This is a genomic window from Streptomyces sp. NPDC020681 (genome assembly GCF_044334895.1).
Classification (GTDB): Bacteria; Actinomycetota; Actinomycetes; order Streptomycetales; family Streptomycetaceae; genus Streptomyces.
Window position 1 is genome coordinate 403,554 of record NZ_JBIRTX010000004.1, and the last position, 15,527, is coordinate 419,080.

At 68.8% G+C, this 15,527-nt stretch carries 12 protein-coding genes and 1 tRNA gene; 5 read left to right on the top strand and 8 right to left on the bottom strand.

Annotation, left to right across the window (positions count from 1 at the left end):
• Window positions 1-54: 54 nt before the first annotated feature.
• On the bottom strand, window positions 55-915 hold the full coding sequence (locus ACH4YL_RS11975; protein WP_398507139.1) for a sugar phosphate isomerase/epimerase family protein: 861 nt from the start codon (window positions 913-915) through the stop codon (window positions 55-57).
• 31 nt (window positions 916-946) lie between these two features.
• Window positions 947-4,417: a ThuA domain-containing protein gene (locus ACH4YL_RS11980; protein ID WP_398507140.1), complete on the bottom strand. Its 3,471-nt coding sequence runs from the start codon at window positions 4,415-4,417 to the stop codon at window positions 947-949.
• A gap of 206 nt (window positions 4,418-4,623) precedes the next feature.
• Here ACH4YL_RS11980 and ACH4YL_RS11985 point away from each other — a divergent pair, with 206 nt between their 5' ends.
• The 4 genes from ACH4YL_RS11985 to ACH4YL_RS12000 all read left to right on the top strand — a co-directional run bounded on the left by ACH4YL_RS11985 (window position 4,624) and on the right by ACH4YL_RS12000 (window position 7,363).
• Complete coding sequence (locus tag ACH4YL_RS11985) at window positions 4,624-4,995, top strand: MmcQ/YjbR family DNA-binding protein (protein ID WP_398507141.1); 372 nt, start codon at window positions 4,624-4,626, stop codon at window positions 4,993-4,995.
• Between the two features lie 450 nt (window positions 4,996-5,445).
• Window positions 5,446-5,519: transfer RNA gene (locus ACH4YL_RS11990), tRNA-Pro, on the top strand.
• Between the two features lie 527 nt (window positions 5,520-6,046).
• A complete protein-coding gene (locus ACH4YL_RS11995) occupies window positions 6,047-6,580 on the top strand; it encodes a hypothetical protein (protein WP_398507142.1) in 534 nt (177 codons plus the stop codon).
• 411 nt (window positions 6,581-6,991) lie between these two features.
• On the top strand, window positions 6,992-7,363 hold the full coding sequence (locus ACH4YL_RS12000; protein ID WP_398507143.1) for a hypothetical protein: 372 nt from the start codon (window positions 6,992-6,994) through the stop codon (window positions 7,361-7,363).
• 343 nt (window positions 7,364-7,706) lie between these two features.
• Here ACH4YL_RS12000 and ACH4YL_RS12005 read toward each other — a convergent pair whose 3' ends face one another.
• From ACH4YL_RS12005 to ACH4YL_RS12025, 5 genes are all read right to left on the bottom strand, one after another.
• Complete coding sequence (locus ACH4YL_RS12005; protein WP_398507144.1) at window positions 7,707-8,123, bottom strand: VOC family protein; 417 nt, start codon at window positions 8,121-8,123, stop codon at window positions 7,707-7,709.
• 10 nt (window positions 8,124-8,133) lie between these two features.
• On the bottom strand, window positions 8,134-8,553 hold the full coding sequence (locus ACH4YL_RS12010; protein ID WP_398507145.1) for a helix-turn-helix transcriptional regulator: 420 nt from the start codon (window positions 8,551-8,553) through the stop codon (window positions 8,134-8,136).
• A 141-nt stretch (window positions 8,554-8,694) separates the two neighbouring features.
• Window positions 8,695-11,676 carry a helix-turn-helix transcriptional regulator gene (locus ACH4YL_RS12015; protein WP_398507146.1) on the bottom strand — a complete coding sequence of 994 codons (2,982 nt, stop codon included), beginning with the start codon at window positions 11,674-11,676 and terminating at the stop codon, window positions 8,695-8,697.
• 119 nt (window positions 11,677-11,795) lie between these two features.
• Window positions 11,796-12,356: a DUF6624 domain-containing protein gene (locus ACH4YL_RS12020; protein ID WP_398507147.1), complete on the bottom strand. Its 561-nt coding sequence runs from the start codon at window positions 12,354-12,356 to the stop codon at window positions 11,796-11,798.
• Entirely contained in the window at window positions 12,353-12,769 is a 417-nt protein-coding gene (locus ACH4YL_RS12025) for an ATP-binding protein (protein ID WP_398507148.1), read from the bottom strand. The genes ACH4YL_RS12020 and ACH4YL_RS12025 overlap by 4 nt, the downstream gene beginning before the upstream one ends.
• 312 nt (window positions 12,770-13,081) lie before the next feature.
• On the opposite strand from ACH4YL_RS12025, the gene ACH4YL_RS12030 reads away from it, so the two are divergent.
• Complete coding sequence (locus ACH4YL_RS12030) at window positions 13,082-13,915, top strand: SDR family NAD(P)-dependent oxidoreductase (protein ID WP_398507149.1); 834 nt, start codon at window positions 13,082-13,084, stop codon at window positions 13,913-13,915.
• A gap of 45 nt (window positions 13,916-13,960) precedes the next feature.
• Here ACH4YL_RS12030 and ACH4YL_RS12035 read toward each other — a convergent pair whose 3' ends face one another.
• Window positions 13,961-15,388 (bottom strand): hypothetical protein, encoded by a 1,428-nt coding sequence (locus tag ACH4YL_RS12035; RefSeq protein ID WP_398507150.1) that lies wholly within the window; start codon window positions 15,386-15,388, stop codon window positions 13,961-13,963.
• Window positions 15,389-15,527: the final 139 nt, after the last annotated feature.

Here is a 15,527-nt window from a genome sequence, read left to right on the forward strand (position 1 = left end):
TACGGGGCTCCGCCCTGCCCGCGGGTACCTGCTGCTGTCAGGTACCCGCCGCTGTCAGTACCTGAGCTTCGACAGGTACGTGTAGCTGTTCTGCGCGGTCGCGAACGGATCGGCCGGCGAGTCGTGTTCGACCAGCCACTGCTTGACTCCACCGCTCCGCGCCGTGTCGAACATCGACGGGAAGTCGAGGATGCCGGAACCGACATCGGCGAAATCGCCGTTCGGTGCCATGTCCTTCACATGCAGCGCCGGGAAGCGGCGGCGATGCCGCACGAACAGCGAGCGCGGGTCGGCGCCGCCCTTTGTGGCCCAGTAGACATCGAGCTCGAAGGCCACCAGCTCCGGATCCGTCTCCTTCAGCAGGAGCTCGTAGAGGTTCTCGCCCTCGACCACTGCATGGTCGAGGCCGTGGTTGTGGAAGAGCAGCGGGCCGAGCCCGGACTCGCGGGCCGCGAGCCCGGCCTTGTTGAACTCCCGTGCCGCTTCCCGGGATCCGGCAGGATTGTGCATGGCTCCGGGCAGGCTCGGCACCACGATCCACTTGGCGCCGAGCGTATGGATGTCCTCCAGCGCCTGCGGCAGACCGCTGCCTCGGACGATGTCGTAACCCACGTGCTCGAGCACCGCCTTGAGCCGGGTCTCGTCCAGCATGGCCCGGATCGCGGCCGCGCCGTTGCCGTGCCGGCCGCTGACGCCGACCGTCGCGTAGCCCATGGCGGCGAGCCGGGCGAGGGTGGTCCTGAAGTCCTTCGCCAGCTCGGTGCGCATGGTGTAGAGGTGCATGCCGATGCCGGACGGCGGGATCCGCCGGCAGCCGCCGGTCTCGGCGGCGTACGCGGCCGGGCCCGTCGCGATCGCCGTGGCCGCTGCCGCGCCGAGCGCGGTGCCGAGGAACGCGCGTCGTGTGCCGTTCATGCCAGCTCCTCTCTCAACTCAGGGTCCTTTCTCAACTCACGGTGATCCGGACGAAGTTGACCGTCGTGTCACCCGTGTTGTCGGTGACGGTCAGATGCGCGGTGTACGCGCCGGGCCGGGCGTAGGTGTGCGCGGCCGTCGCTCCTTCCGGTGGCGTGGGCTTCGTGTTGTCGCCGAAGTCCCAGTGGTACGAGGCGATGGTGCGGCCCGGCAGCGGCGTGACCTGGCTCGTCAGCTGCACGGCGAGCGGTGCGGTTCCGGTGGCGGGCGTCGCCGCCACCGAGACCTTGGTGGCCGGATACTTCTCGACCCCGCGCCCGTTGAAGTGCAGCCAGTCCAGCGCCAGCAGATCGGGCTTCTCCGCAGACCACTGCGGATTGGTGAACACCGCGTACAGCTTCACGGTTCCGCCCGGATTGCTGAGTGCCGTGGTCGGCGAGACCACCTTGCCGAAGTCCCCGGTGTTCGGGACCGTCACCTTGCCCAGCAGCGGACCGGTCGGCGATCCGGCGCGGAACTCCACGTCACCGCCGAGTCCGCCGGACGCCGCGCCGACCGTCACCGAGTCGATTCCCTTGAGGCTGACCGGGTCGAAGCTGATCCAGTCGCCGTCCTCGATCTCGCCCAGCCGCTTGCCGCCGGACGCGTCGGTGCGGCTCACCACTTCCACGCCGCTGTGCGCGCCGCCGGTGGTGGTGTGGTGCTCGGCCTCACGGAACGTCGTACGCAGCGTCAGCGAGCTGGAACCGGTGAGCGCAGGCACACCCGGCGCCCCCTTGTCCTCGTACTGCGCGCTGATGCCGTAGTAGAGGTTCTGGCCGGGACCGTGGCTGTCGCCGGCGTCGGTCGCGATCTCGCCGGTGCAGCCGGTGTAGTTGTCCAGCGGATGCAGATGCGAGTCATGGCCGAGCTGCGACTGGACGACCACGCGCGAGCAGTCGATCCGGCGGTCCTCCTTGTCCGTGACCTTCACCGTGAACGGGATGGTGTCGCCGAAGCTGAACATCCCGCCGCTCGGCGGCTGTTGGATGGTGACCTGCGGGCGGGTGTTTCCGACGGTGATGTCCTGGACCGCGAGCCCCGAGAGATCCCCGGGCCCGGTGACCGTGAGCCGGGCCGTGAAGCGGCCCTTGGTCCGGTAGACATGCGTCGGACTCGCCTCGGTCGAGTCGGTGGTTCCGTTGCCGTCGAAGTCCCAGGCGTAGCTCACCGGTGTGCCGCCGGGCAGCCCGGAGCCCGCGCTGGAGAACTTCACCGTCAGCGGCACCGATCCGGTGTCCGGGGCGGCCGTGACCTTGGCGTCCGGCAGCCGGCCGTCGCCCACGTAGTCGATCCGGTAGATGCCCGAGCCCTCGTTGCTGCCGCCGCGGCCGGTGCCGCTGCCGAGCCCGAAGTCGATGACATACAGCGCTCCGTCGGGACCGAAGTCGGCGTCGAAGGGCTGGTTCCACGCCATGTCGCCGAAGACGGAGTTGATCGACTGCAGATCACCCGCCTTCGCCGGCGGGAACCGCGGATCGGTGAAGGTCTGGTCGTGCTGCTGGACAGAGAACGACTTGAACCACTTGCGAGTGAGCTCGTAGTTGAGCCACTTGCCCTCGAAGGCCTCGGGGAACTTGGTGCGGTACGTGTTCGCCGCGTCGTAGTCGTAGACCGGGCCGCTCATCGGCCCGCCGCCACCGGTGCCGAGCTCCGGGAACTCCGCGGACGCCGAGTACGCGTACCAGACCGTGGCGGGCTGCGCCGGCGGCAGCTCCCTCAGCCCGGTGTTGTTCGGCGAGTCATTGACCAGCTTGGCGCAGTCGAAGGCCGGACCCGACACCTTGGTGGTGAAGTTGTAGTCGTTGAACGGTGTGTTGTTGCCGACGCAGTACGGCCAGCCGAAGTTGCCCGCCTTGGTGATCCGGGAGAACTCGACCGTGCCTTCGGGCCCGCGGTCCGGCTTGGCGGCCCGCGCGTCCGGGCCGTAGTCCGCGACCAGCAGCGCGCCGCTCAGCGGATCGGTGGTGATACGGAACGGGTTGCGCATGCCCATCGCGTAGATCTCGGCCCGTGTCCTGTCGGTGCCGGGAGCGAAGAGATTGCCGCCCGGGACGCTGTATGTGCCGTCGTCCTTCGGCGTGATGCGCAGGATCTTGCCGCGCAGGTCGTTGGTGTTTCCCGAGGTGCCCTGGGCGTCCCAGGCGCGGCGGCCCTCGCCCTCGTCGATCGGTGTGAAGCCGTCGGAGGCGAACGGGTCGGTGTTGTCACCCGTCGCGATGTAGAGGCTGCCGCTCTTGTCGAAGGCGATCGAGCCGGCCATGTGGGAGTTGGCCCGGCCCTCGCCCCGCCAGGTGGGAATGGTGAGCAGCCGCTTCTCGGACGCCGGGTCGATGGTGTTGCCGGTCACCGTGAAGCGCGACAGGTTGATGCGTTTCTCGGTCTTGTCGGAGTTCAGCAGATACAGCCAGTTGTTCGTGCCGAAGTCCGGGTCGAGCGCGAGACCGAGGAGCCCGTCGGACTGACTCGTCATGTCCGGCGTGTACGCGAAGTCCAGCGCCGTGGTCACCTTCAGCGTCTGCTGGTCGATGACCTTGACCTTGCCGGTGCGCTGGATGAAGAAGACCCGGCGGTCCGGCGCGACGGCCAGCTCGAAGGGGTCCGCGAGATCGTTGGTGGCGAGCGGTGTGCGCTGGAAGGCGCTGGTCTTCGTGGCGGTGCAGTCGCCGGGCTTGTTGCCGGCGGCCCACTGGATGCCACCGAGGATGTGCTGGAGGAAACCCGCTTCCTGGAACGCGGACTTGGCGTGACCACCCGCGGTGAACCATGAGCGCCCGCCGTCATAGTTCTGGCACCAGGACCACGGGTGGTCGACGCCCTCGTCGAGTCCGGTGATGCCGTCGCGGACCTTGATCTGCGCGAGGGTGTGCACCTTGCCGGTGGGATTGGTGCGCCAGTTGTACCACTCCTCGGTGCGCTCCCAGAGCTCCGGAAGCCCCTTGGTGGAGGGGTGCGCCTGGTCGAGCACCTTGATCCGACCGGTCTGCACGGCCGGGTGCTTGTCGAAGATCGCGCCGACCAGACCCTCGTACCAGGTCCAGTCGCGCTCGCTGGCGGATGCGGCGTGCAGCCCGACCCAGCCGCCGCCGCCCCGGATGTACTTCTGGAGCGCGGCGCGTTGCGTGGCGTCGAGCAGATCGCCCGACTCCGGGGTGGAGTTGGTGTTGTTGAAGACGATCGCCTGGAAGCGCGCGAGATTCGCGTCGTTGAAGGCGCCGGCGTCGTCGGTGGCCTCGACCTCGAAGCCGTTCTCGCTGCCGAGCTTCTTGATCGCTTCGATCCCGGCAGGGATGGAGTCGTGGGTGAAATTCGTGACCTTGGAGAAGACCAGCACGCGATAGGCCGCCGCGTTGGCGTGCGGCGGTGCGGCCATCCCGAGTCCGAGTACGAGCGCGAGCAGTGCGGTGATGACGGTGAAGGGGGAGAGGAATCTTCGGCTGAGGCGTTGTGTGTGACGACTCATTGCGCTCCCGGTGCTGAGGGGCGGACCGTGGACAGAAAGCGCTTTCTGAATACGTCGCTCAGAGTAGGTTCCAGCTTCACAAGGGGTCAATGGGTCGGCAGAGCCATGTGTTGACGGATCGCGGGAGGGATCACAGGACGGATCGTCGGGCGGATCGTCCGTCGGATCACAGGGCGAGTGTCAGTGCCGCGTCGTACGGTCTTTCCATGGCCACTGCCGACGACGTACGCAGACTCGCGCTCTCGCTGCCCGGCGCGCTGGAGAAGCTTGCCTGGGGCATGCCGACGTTCCGCGTGGACAAGGGAAAGCTTTTCGCCTCGCTGGACGACGAGGACAATGTCATGGGCGTGAAGTGCCCTCAGGAGGACCGGGCGGAGCTGATCACTTCCGAGCCGGAGAAGTTCTTCATGCGGGTTGGTCACGACGACAACTGGCCATGGCTGAGGGTGAGGTTGGCGGCGCTGGAGGACGAGGAGGAGCTGTACGCGATCCTCGTCGACTCCTGGCGTCAGGCCGCCCCGCGCAAACTCCTCGCGGCGCACCCGGAGTTGGCGCAGCCGCTGAGCGACGGTATCTAGACCCCTGAGGAACGCGGTGATCCGGGCGCGCAGGCCCCCGGCGAGCGCCAGGCGGCAGCCGACGCCGATCATCGGCTGCTCGCGGATGCCGACATTGATCATCCGGTCCGGGTGCCTGTGGTGAGCCAGGTCGAGGCCGTCCCCGCTGATCTCGTCCAGCACCACGGCCGGCGGTGGGTGCTCGTCGACCAGCCGGGACGTGGTCAAGATGAAATGGTCGAGCAGCGTGTCCATGATCGGAATCGTCCAGTCGCGCGTCCCTGATCAGCGTCCAGGGTCGCGGGGGAGACGCGCGGCACCCGGTCGTAGAGGACCTGGAGCGGGTCGAGGGTGGAGGGCGCGGCGGGTCAAGCCGGGCTCGGCACGGAAAGCGGTTCGTGACCACCGTCCGAAGTGCGGTATTGTTCTCATGCGCGTTCGGCCGGGGGAAACCCCAGGTCAGACGGGCATCGGGACGTGGCGCAGCTTGGTAGCGCACTTGACTGGGGGTCAAGGGGTCGCAGGTTCAAATCCTGTCGTCCCGACTAGAGGTTCACTCATAGTCGCAGGTCAGAGCCCTGCTTCACTTCGGTGAGGCAGGGCTCTTGATCATTTTCTGGACTGTTGTGTCACATTTCGTCACAGAACCTTATGGATCTCCCCTCAGCTGGCGAACGGCTGGCTGACGCAAACGATCAGCTTCGCGCGAAGGTCGCTGTTGTCAACGCCAGTGACAAGCAAAGGAGACTGCTGTGAGGCCACGCAGCATCATGCGGTTCGCTGACTGGACGATGAGCCGCGAGACCGCCACGGAGGCCCCGAAGTTGGTGCATGAACTCCATGCACGACATGCGATGCCACCTCAAGTGCTGAAGCGGACTTTGAAACCGCTCGGGATTGGGCGTTCCGGCACGTCGGGTGCAATCCCTCCCGCCAGGGCTATCGGGAGACGGTGACCCGCTTCTGGCGCATGACGCTGACGGGCTAAGGCCCGGAGCAGTAGAAGTTGCCGAGCATACCCCAGTGGTGTCCTCTGAAGATCAAGGATGATCTCAAGAGAAGGCGGACTGCCGTGGCCTGGAACAACCGCGCCCCGGGGTGTAGTGGATGGAATGCGCCCAGCTCGTACAACGACCCGGAGGGCTGGTTCGAATGGTGGGACGGATGTATCACCGATGAAGCGGAACCTCCGGAAGAACCTCCAGAGCCATGCATGCCGGGAGAATACACGGATGCGAAGGGACGCTGCTGGGAGCTCATCTGCACTCCTAGCGGAAAAGAGGTCAAAAGAGGTTGCGACGAACCTCCTCCAAAAATCAAGGGCGTAATCGTCGGTATTCGGTTCAAACGAAACGGCTACTCAGTTCGAGTGAATACTGAGGACGGCGTTCAGTCTCAGCTGCTAACCGCGGGCAAGGTGAAGCTTATCCATCTAGTCCGCGCCATGATCAACGAGACGCCGTTGCCAGAAGACCATTGCAAGAAGGTCTCCGATGATTTTTGGGAGGAGCTACCCAAAGCCAAGCTGACGTTGGGTGCCGCCTTCTATCCTGTGGCCCTTGTCCGTGAACCAAGGAATCACACCGAATCCTCAAGCAAGACTTGAAACGGGCGCTTGAGGAAGTACACCTGTTCGGTGCGGCAACTACCGCCAGATACAGGCCGTATCGCCGGCCGCGGCGTGAGCCTCCGTCCTGCGGCCCGCCGCCGACACACGCTTCTCCCGCACCGCCAACCCACCCCCCTGACGGTTTGACCGGTGGCCTGCATCGTGTTGGGAGCAGGGAGACCGCACACTTTTGAAATCGGGCAGTACCGCAGCTGCCTCAAGTGTCCGAGCAGGTCTCCCTGCTTGAGGGCCCCGACACGGGGGAGGTGGGTAAAACCTCCGGGCCAACCTGATCTTTTGGACACTTACCACCGTCTGTGGTGGTCCACAAAATAGGCGCAGCCACATGAATGAAAACCCCACGCCCGATTGCGGTAGCCAGCAGGCGCGCGAACACTGGATTCGCGTGTGAACGTCAGCAGCGAGTCAACGATGGGAGTAGACATGTCTGGGTCTGCGAACGGTTTCGCCTGCGAAGCTGGTGCTCAAGACTTCACCGCTACAACGTACAGAAACAGCAAGGGTGAACGCTGGGTCACGGTGAAGGGAACGTGTTCGTGTCAAACCTCGGGCTACAAACTCAAGTTGGAACTTGCATCCCCATCGATCGTCCCAACCCCTGACGAACTGCACCTGAACTTGGTTGAAGACGAGCCCAACGGGCCAGTCACTCAAGTCATCACACCTACAGATGTGGAAGGCAAGTTCGAGATCGGCGATGAAGTCGAACGGGTTCTGATCCGAAATCGAAACTTCAGCGTTCCGATCAAAGAGGGGTGAAAGCTCTAGGCTCAGGTAACCGCTAGGGTGAAGAAGAACCGAAAGAGAAGCAGCGCAAGAACTGCTGAGGCTGGCATCACTGCTACAGGACGAGTCAATGGTCGTGGCTGGGGAGTCAGCCTCAAAAGGCTGTCTGTTCGGCGAGTTGTTCCAGCGTGAGACGTGCGGCATGCCGATGACCACGCAGCAACTCCGCGAAGCTCCGTGAATCGGTGATGTGACTGCTCCTGCTCTGCGGTGAGGAGTTCGACCCGCTGGGCAACGGTTCCAGCGTACTCACCGCTCGGCTACCGCCCGGGCGGCCGCCTGGAAGCCGTGCGGGCCGGGTTCGCGGGACCGGAGCTCACTGCTTGCGCGGCTGGTTGAAGCGCAGCATGTTGCCGGAGGGGTCGCGGAAGGCGCAGTCGCGGACGCCGTACGGCTGGTCGATCGGCTCCTGCAGCACCTCGCCGCCCGCGGCGCGGATCCGCTCGAAGGCGGCGTCGCAGTCGTCGGTCCTGAAGATGACACCGCGCAGCAGGCCCTTCGCCAGCAGTTCCGCCATGGCCTCCTTGTCGGCGGGAGAGGCGTTCGGGTCCGCGAGCGGCGGCTCGAGGACGATCTCTACATCCGGCTGCGACGGCGAACCGACGGTCACCCAGCGCATCCCCTCGAAGCCGACGTCATTGCGCACCTCCAGGCCGAGTACGTCCCGGTAGAAGGCGAGCGCCTTGTCGTGGTCGTCGACGGCGATGAAGCACTGCGAAAGGTTGATGTCCATGCGTGCAACGCTACGGGCGGGGGTCAGGTTTTGCTTCTCCGTTCCTGACCGGTCGTGTGTGGATCTTGGCGACGCAGGCCGGGATGGCGGCGCCGTGATCGTGGTCGCGGGCCCGGTACGCGCTCGGGCTCTCACCGACGAGCTCGGTGAACCGCGAGCTGAACGACCCCAGTGACGTACATCCGACCGCGAAGCAGACCTCCGTCACCGTCAGGTCACCGCGCCGCAGCAGCGCCTTGGCCCGCTCGATGCGGCGCGTCATCAGGTAGCTGTACGGCGTCTCCCCGAAGGCGGCGCGGAAGCTGCGGGAGAAATGGCCCGGAGACATGAGGGCGGTCCGCGCCAGCGCCGGAACGTCCAGAGGCTCCGCGTACTCGCGGTCCATCTGGTCACGGGCCCGGCGCAGCCGGACGAGGTCCTCCAGCGTCACTCGACCACCATCCCACAGGCCAGGGAGCCGCCGGTGCCGGCGAAGCGGGGCCCTGGCCGGCCAACCGGAGCGCTCGGCCGCGGCCGCCTGAAACGGCACCGGACCCCGCTCACTGATCCGGCCTGATCCAGACGACAGGCTCTAGGCGACGGAATCGGCCCCCGGCTCGATCAGGCCCTCGCGGTAGGCGATGGAAACGGCCTGGGTGCGGCTGGCCGCGCCGAGCTTGGCGAGGATGTTGGAGACATGCACGCTCGCCGTCTTGCCGCTGATGAACAGCTCCTCGCCGATCTGGCGATTGGTGCGGCCGCGGGCGAGGAGCAGCAGGACGTCGTTCTCACGTGCGGTCAGCACACCGGCGCCGCCGGCACCGGGCTGCGGCACCGCGAGGCGACCGCGACGGGCCAGGGCGTCCACTGCCTCGAGCAAGGGCTCGGCACCGAGCCCGAAGGCCGTCTCGCGCACTGCGCGGGCCTGCTCGGCGGCCTCGTCGTTGCGCCCGGCCCAGAGCAGAGCCTCCGCCAGCCGTAGTCGGCAGCGGGCGCCCTCGTAGACATCGCCGTAGCCGAACGCGTCGACGGCCTTCTCCCATGCCGCGACGTCGGGCCCGCTGACGGCCCGGGTCCACTCCGCCTCGGCGCGGGCCAGCCAAGCCAAGCCCTCGGGGCCCTGCTGAGAGCCGTCCTCGCCATGGGAGGCCGTAGCGCGAGCCAGCTCCACAAGCTCGGTCGCGGTTTCCGTCCAGCGGCCGGCGCCCTTCTCGTCGGAGGTGAGGCGCAGCTCAACGGCCGCGTCCGCGACGGCGGCAAGAGCGAGCGCGGCCAGCCGCACGCTGACATCGGGTCGCTCGCCGCCGGAGCCCTCGGTGAGTGCCGCCACCGAGGCCCGGACCTGTTCGACGGCCGCTTCGGGATCGCCGCGCAGAGCCGCGGCGTCGGTCAGCACGATTCCCGCGACCAGCCTCGCCATCCATTCGAAGGGCTGGTCCAGCAGCGCCCGGGCGCGGTCGGCGGCGCCCTGATCGCCACGGGCCAGGGCCACATGGAGCGCGGGCCCGATCGTGAACCCGCCCGCGGTCGGCAGCGCCTCGCTGTCCGCCGCGGACACGCGCGCGCACTCGTCCCAGCGGCCCAGGGTGTAGAGCGCCAAGGAGCGGAGGTAGCGCATCTCCAGCGGGTAGGGCGAGGAGAGCAGTCCCGTACTGCGGGCACGGTCCAGTCCGTCGGAGAGCGAGCTCAGGCACTCGTCGAGGGCTCCGGACTCGTAGCAGCCGATGGAGATATTGAAGATCGCGCGCATTTCGACGGAGACATTGCCGGCGCGGCGGGCCAGATCGCGGGCCTGCCGCAGACGGTCCCGGCCCTGTGGCGTCCGGCGGTTCTGCTCTTCGAGACCGACGAGGGAGATCAGCAGATCGGCCTGGGCATCGGTCGCCCCGAGCTCCTCGGCGGCACGCAGCGCCTGCCGGCCGACCCGCTCCGCGGTCTCGGTGTCGCCCACGTACCTCGCGGCCATGACATGGGTGGCCGCGGCCCACACCCAGGTCCGCGACGGCGGCTCGGCCGGGATCATGGCGAGCGCCTCGCTGCTGTAGGCGAACGCCGGAGCAAGGCTGTCGATGCCCATCAGGTTGCCGGCCAGCGTGTACCGGACGCGCGCGGCGAGTTCGGAGTCCGCGTCCGAGCCGACGCGGGCGAGCGCCGCCCGGGTGAGCGAGACCGCGCGGTGGGTCTCTCCGGCATGCGCGGCCGCGGCCGATGCGCGCAGCATCAGCGTCACCGCGTCGATCCCGCCGTCCGAGGGCCGCGCGGCCGCGTCCACCGCCTCCCACAGGTCGAGGGCGGTCTCCAGGTGACGCAGCTCCTCGGCGGGCGCGCCCACCCGCTGGGCATGGTCCGCCGCCTCCAGCGATGCCGCGATCGCGCCCGCGAGATCGTGGCTCTGCCGGGCGTGGTGGGCACGCTCCGCCGCGCTGCCCGGGCGGCCGCGTGCGGCCAGCAGCCTGGCGAACTCGCCGTGCAGCCGCACCCGTTCACCCGGCAGCAGATCTTCGTAAACGGCCTCGCGGGTGAGGGCGTGCCGGAAGGAGTACGTGTCGCGGTCGCCGGAGACGAGGAGTTGGCGGCCGACGGCTTCGCGCAGCGCCGACTCCAGTTCTCCGTCGGGCATCCCCACGGCGTCCCGCAGCAGATCGTGCTCAACGCTGCGGCCGGCGACGGCGGCCGTGCGCAGCACCTGCTGAGCGGTGCCGGACAGCTGCTCGAAGCGGCTCAGAAGCACGTCGGCCAGGCCGCTGGGCACGGCGTCGGACTCCGGGGTGGAGCCGCCGGTGGCCGCGTCGGCGGTGGCGGCGAGCAGCTCCTCGGCGTAGAACGCGTTGCCCTCTGCCCGGTCGACGATCCGGCGGACGGCGGCGTCGGGCACGGGGGCGCGCAGACCGCGCAGCAGGCGCGCCATCTCGGCGTCGGCCAGCGGGCGGATCTCGATGCGGTCGACCGCGGGCAGCCGGACCAGTTCGGCCAGCTGGGGACGGAGCGGGTGGCGCCGATGCAGATCGTCGGTGCGGTACGACGCGAAGACCGCCAGACGGGAGGCGGGGCCGCCGCCGGAGGGACCCTGCGGGATCCCACGACTGAGCAGGAAGCGCAGCAGATCGCGCGACGACTGATCAGCCCAGTGGAGGTCCTCGATGACCAGGAGAAGCGGAGCGATCTCGGAAAGGTCGGCCAGGAGACCGGCCATGCCCTCGAAGAACTGCAGACGGCCGCCCGCGTCCCGCACATGGGCAGTGCTGCCGCCGAGCAGCGGGTCGACCACCGGATGCGCGGCCAGGGCGTCGGCGAACCGCTCGTCGGCGGCGAGGACGCCGAGCATCTCGGTGAACGGGAGGTAGGGGAGGCCGACATCGCCGAGATCGACGCAGTGTCCGATGAGCACGGTCATGCCCGCTGCCGCGGCGCGCTCGGCGGCCTCGGCCAGCACGCGGGTCTTGCCCACTCCGGCGTCTCCCGCGACCAGCATGGCGCGGGCCTCACCCGCCCGGGCGCGGTCCAGCACGCCCGTCAGGCGAGCGAGTTCGTCTCCCCGGCCGACGAACGGCGTCTTGAATGCGGTCTGTGGCACACCGCCATCCTGGCACGCGTCACTGACACGGCTGTTCGCGCGGCCGCACCGAGCGTTGTACGCAGCGCCGGGCGCTCCCGGCCAGGCCAGGGCGGGGTCAGGGCCGGGTCAGGGCGGGGTCAGGTGCAGTGGTGCAATGTCCGCATCTGCTCGGACAGCGGGGCGAGCCCCACGTCGCGGCGGCGTTCGTCGAGCGTCTGAGGATGCCGTATGGCGTACGGGCGGAGCGTTTCGGCGTCGACCCGGGTCCCGTAGAACTGTGGCTCACCGAGCTCGACGGCACAGTGGTCCGCGATGAACGCGTGGTGCACCGCCGGGCAGCCGCCGGCCGCTGCGGCCTCGGCGATCAGATCGCGGCATGCCAGCTGGAACCCGAGGTCGGGTGTGTGCAGCAGGATCATCAGGGCCGCCGTCGACGCCTCGTCTCCGACAAGTTCGGCCGTGGGCCAGCCGTGGCGGCCGACGACGGTCATGAGGGCCTCGGCGTTGTGGTCCCGGCACTGCGCCAGAAGGCGACGGCAGTTCGGGGTGCCGGTCCGCTGCGCCTGCAGCGTGAGCTGCCGGTCCTCTTCGGCCCTGCGGACCAGATCGGCGGCGAGTTCCGCGACCACCGGCCCGTGCGCGGTCTCTGCCGGTGCAGTGATGCTCCGTGCCTGGGCGCTCGGTGCCGTGGTGCTCATGTCGCCTCCTTGATGGCGAGGGTGAACCAGACCTTCTTTCCCTCGGTGCCGGGTTCCGGCGGAGCCGAGCCCCAGCCGTCGACGAGCGCGGCCACGATGGACAGTCCGCGCCCCGACTCCGCGGCCACGTCCGCCGTACGGGGCCGGGGGAGCCGTGGCGAGGAGTCCGCGACCGAGACGCGCAGCTCGCGCTCGAAGCACTCGAGTGTGACGACGACGGTGTCGTACGGGCCGCTGCTCGCGTGCCGTACCGCGTTGGCGAAGAGCTCGTCCGTCGCGAGGACAGCGTTGTCAAGCAGCTCGGTGAGCTGCCAGTGCGTGAGCTGTGCCGCCACCGTGCGGCGCACCTCGGAGGCGGACGAGGCGAGCGCGGGGACCGCGGTCTGTACGACGCGTGGTCTGCTGAGCGGCATCACGGCAGCCTCACCGCGAGGTCCTGCCCGGTGGACGAGGCGGACGAGGTGGACGGGGCCGACGAGGTCCCGGCCGTCCGGTGGCCGCCGTCTGCCGACGACTGAGACGGCCGGTGTCGCGCTCCTGTTGCCGTCATCGGTCTTCCTTCGTGTGCGGCACGGGTGGGGGGTGGTGGAGCCTCGGAGGCTGTCCGTGCAGCCAACAGGCCGGGGTCGTCCGGTCGCCAGGGGGTGCGGGGGTTGTCCGGTTGCAGCGGCGTAGTGGTGCGGCCCCTGCGGGGACATCGCGAGTGGCGTTGTATGTTCGAAAACGTGATCGATGTGAGCGAGGAGGCGACCGCCGGGCGCCGGAACGGTTCCAGCGGATGGCCCGGCGTGCGGGGCAAGCGGGTGCTCGTCACCGGGGGCACCCGCGGCCTGGGCGAGCAGATCGTGCGCCTGCTGGTCGCCGAGGGCGCCCGCGTGGCGACCTGTGCGCGCACGGCCGGAGACCTGGCGGAGCTGGCCGAATCCATGGGCCCGGAGGGACGCGACCGGCTGTACACCGAGGCGCTGGACGTCACCGAGCCGGAGCGCCTCGAGGCCTTTGTCGCCGCGGTGGCGAAACGTTTTTCTGGTCTTGACGGTGTGGTGGCCTGCACCGGCGGCTCCCACGGCGGCCGGTTCGAGGAGGCCGCCGCCGCCGACTGGACGGCGACCTGGGAGGTGAACGTCGGACACACCGCGCGGCTCGTGCGGTCGGCCGTCGCCCACCTGCGGGCCGCGGGCGGCGGCTCGGTTGTCGTGATCGCCTCGATCTCCGGCTGGAAGCCGGGTCCGAACGCCCAGTACGGGGCGGCGAAATCCGCCCAGATCCATCTGTCCGCGTCGCTGGCCCGCGAGCTCGGCTCCGACGGGATCCGGGTCAACGCCGTCTCGCCCGGATCCATGCTCATTCCCGGCCGCCGCTGGGACCGCATGCGCACCGAGGACCCCGAGACCTTCGCCGGATTCGTGTCGGCCGAACTGCCCGGCGGCGGACCGGTCGCGCCGCAGGAGGTCGCCCGGGTGGTCGCCTTCCTGCTGTCGGACTGGTCCAGCGGGATCTCTGGAGCCAACCTGCCGGTCGACAGGGCCCAGAACGCCCCCACTCCCGACGGCTACTGACGCCCCGCCCATCCAGGTCCCCTCCGGCCTGATCGACCGGAGGACCTAGGCCGCCGCACCCAGCACCGCTCGTGAACGGCGCTCGAACTCCTGCACAAGGGGCTCGCGCCGATGCGGCTGAAGCCGGCCGCGGAAGTCGCGGAGCGCCTGGATCGACCGCTCGCTGTGCACCGAACTGAGCGTGCCGAGAGCCTCGGTCGCCGTGCCGATGGCCTCGTCCAGCCGGTTCTGCTGGAGATGGGCCGTCGCCAGTACGGAACGGCTGATGGCCTGCCGCCGGCGCCGGTCGGCGTTGGCACGTACTGACTCCACCGCCGTGCGCTCGGCCTGTGAGGCGAGCCCGAGATCGCGGAAGCACACCGCGGACTCCGCCTGGAGATAGTGGTGGTCGAGGAAGCGGACCCAGCGGGACTCCTGCTCCGCCCCACGGCTCGCGGCGAGATGGTCCTCGGCCGCGCGCAGCGCCTCCGCGGTGTCGTCCGGACGGCCGAGCGCCGCATGTCCGCGTGCGGACATGGCGTACAGCCGCATCAGGCCGAGAGGACTGCCCCCGTTCTTCGCGGTGGCGATGCCGGCCCGGGCCAGCGCAACGCCTTCGTCGGGCCGTCCCAGGCTGGTCGCCAGATGGGAGAGCCCCGCGAGGATCTGGCCGCCGAGCACCCTGTCCCGGCCTTCGGCGCAGAGCCTCAGGCCCTGCGTCATATAGCGCTGCGCCAGGCCGTACTCACCCGCGTCGTACGAGCTCCAGCCGGCCATGGCGGCGAGCCGGGCGGCGGCGGCGAACAACTGCCGCAGCTGGTGCGGCGCGGTGCCGCGCTGCTGCAGCAGCGGGATGACCTCGGTGGACAGGTAGTGCACGATGCTGGTGCGCACCCCGCCGCCGCCGTAGTGGTTGTCCATCTGGTCGAACATGCCGATCATCGCGTGGACCTGTTCGACCGGCCCGTCGCCGGACACGGACCTCAGCCGGGTGGCAGCCGCGGTGTGGTCGTCGGCCTGCTCGACGAGCCAGAGCAGCCACTCGCGCTGAGGGGCGGTCAGAGCGCCGGCCACAAAGGGGACCGTGCCGAGCAGACTGCGGCGGGAGATGTCGGTCGAGCCCAGTTCAGCCAGTGTGTGCAAGGTCTCTGCCACGTCTTCGCGGTAGGTGAGCGCCCGTCCCACGACCGGGCGTTGCTGTTCGGGAAGGAAGCCGAGGTCGGTGGGCGAGACGGTGCGGCCCAGCCGCTCGGAGAGCACTGCGGCGATCAACTCCGCTGCCATGCCCCGGGGTTGCTGGCCCTGGAGCCAGCGCGTCACGGACGCCTTGTCGTAGTTGGTCTCCAGGCCCTGACGGCGGCCCAGTTCGTTGACCCGGAGGGAAAGTGACGCATAGGAGCAACCCGCGTCCTTGACTGCGGAAGCCAGGGCCGCATTGGCCCCGGTGGAGCCCTTGCCCGGGCTTTTCGACTGCCCGTTCTTCACGGTGACCATCCAGGGACTCGCTTCACTGTGGTGCCTTCCCCGCCCGGCGGACCCCGGCGTGGGACCGGTGCTCGACTACGGGAAACCCAGGGGCTGTTGGTGGACACAGTCGCGGAATGTGCGACAGGTCACTCGAGCACTATGGTGC

Excerpts from the sequence above, each read along its gene's own strand:
- ACH4YL_RS11975 (WP_398507139.1), bottom strand. The coding sequence starts at position 915 with ATGAACGGCACACGACGCGCGTTCCTCGGCACCGCGCTCGGCGCGGCA.
- ACH4YL_RS12005 (WP_398507144.1), bottom strand. The coding sequence starts at position 8,123 with ATGGACATCAACCTTTCGCAGTGCTTCATCGCCGTCGACGACCACGAC.
- ACH4YL_RS11980 (WP_398507140.1), bottom strand. The coding sequence starts at position 4,417 with ATGAGTCGTCACACACAACGCCTCAGCCGAAGATTCCTCTCCCCCTTC.
- ACH4YL_RS12020 (WP_398507147.1), bottom strand. The coding sequence starts at position 12,356 with ATGAGCACCACGGCACCGAGCGCCCAGGCACGGAGCATCACTGCACCG.
- ACH4YL_RS12025 (WP_398507148.1), bottom strand. The coding sequence starts at position 12,769 with ATGCCGCTCAGCAGACCACGCGTCGTACAGACCGCGGTCCCCGCGCTC.
- ACH4YL_RS12035 (WP_398507150.1), bottom strand. The coding sequence starts at position 15,388 with ATGGTCACCGTGAAGAACGGGCAGTCGAAAAGCCCGGGCAAGGGCTCC.
- ACH4YL_RS11985 (WP_398507141.1), top strand. The coding sequence starts at position 4,624 with ATGGCCACTGCCGACGACGTACGCAGACTCGCGCTCTCGCTGCCCGGC.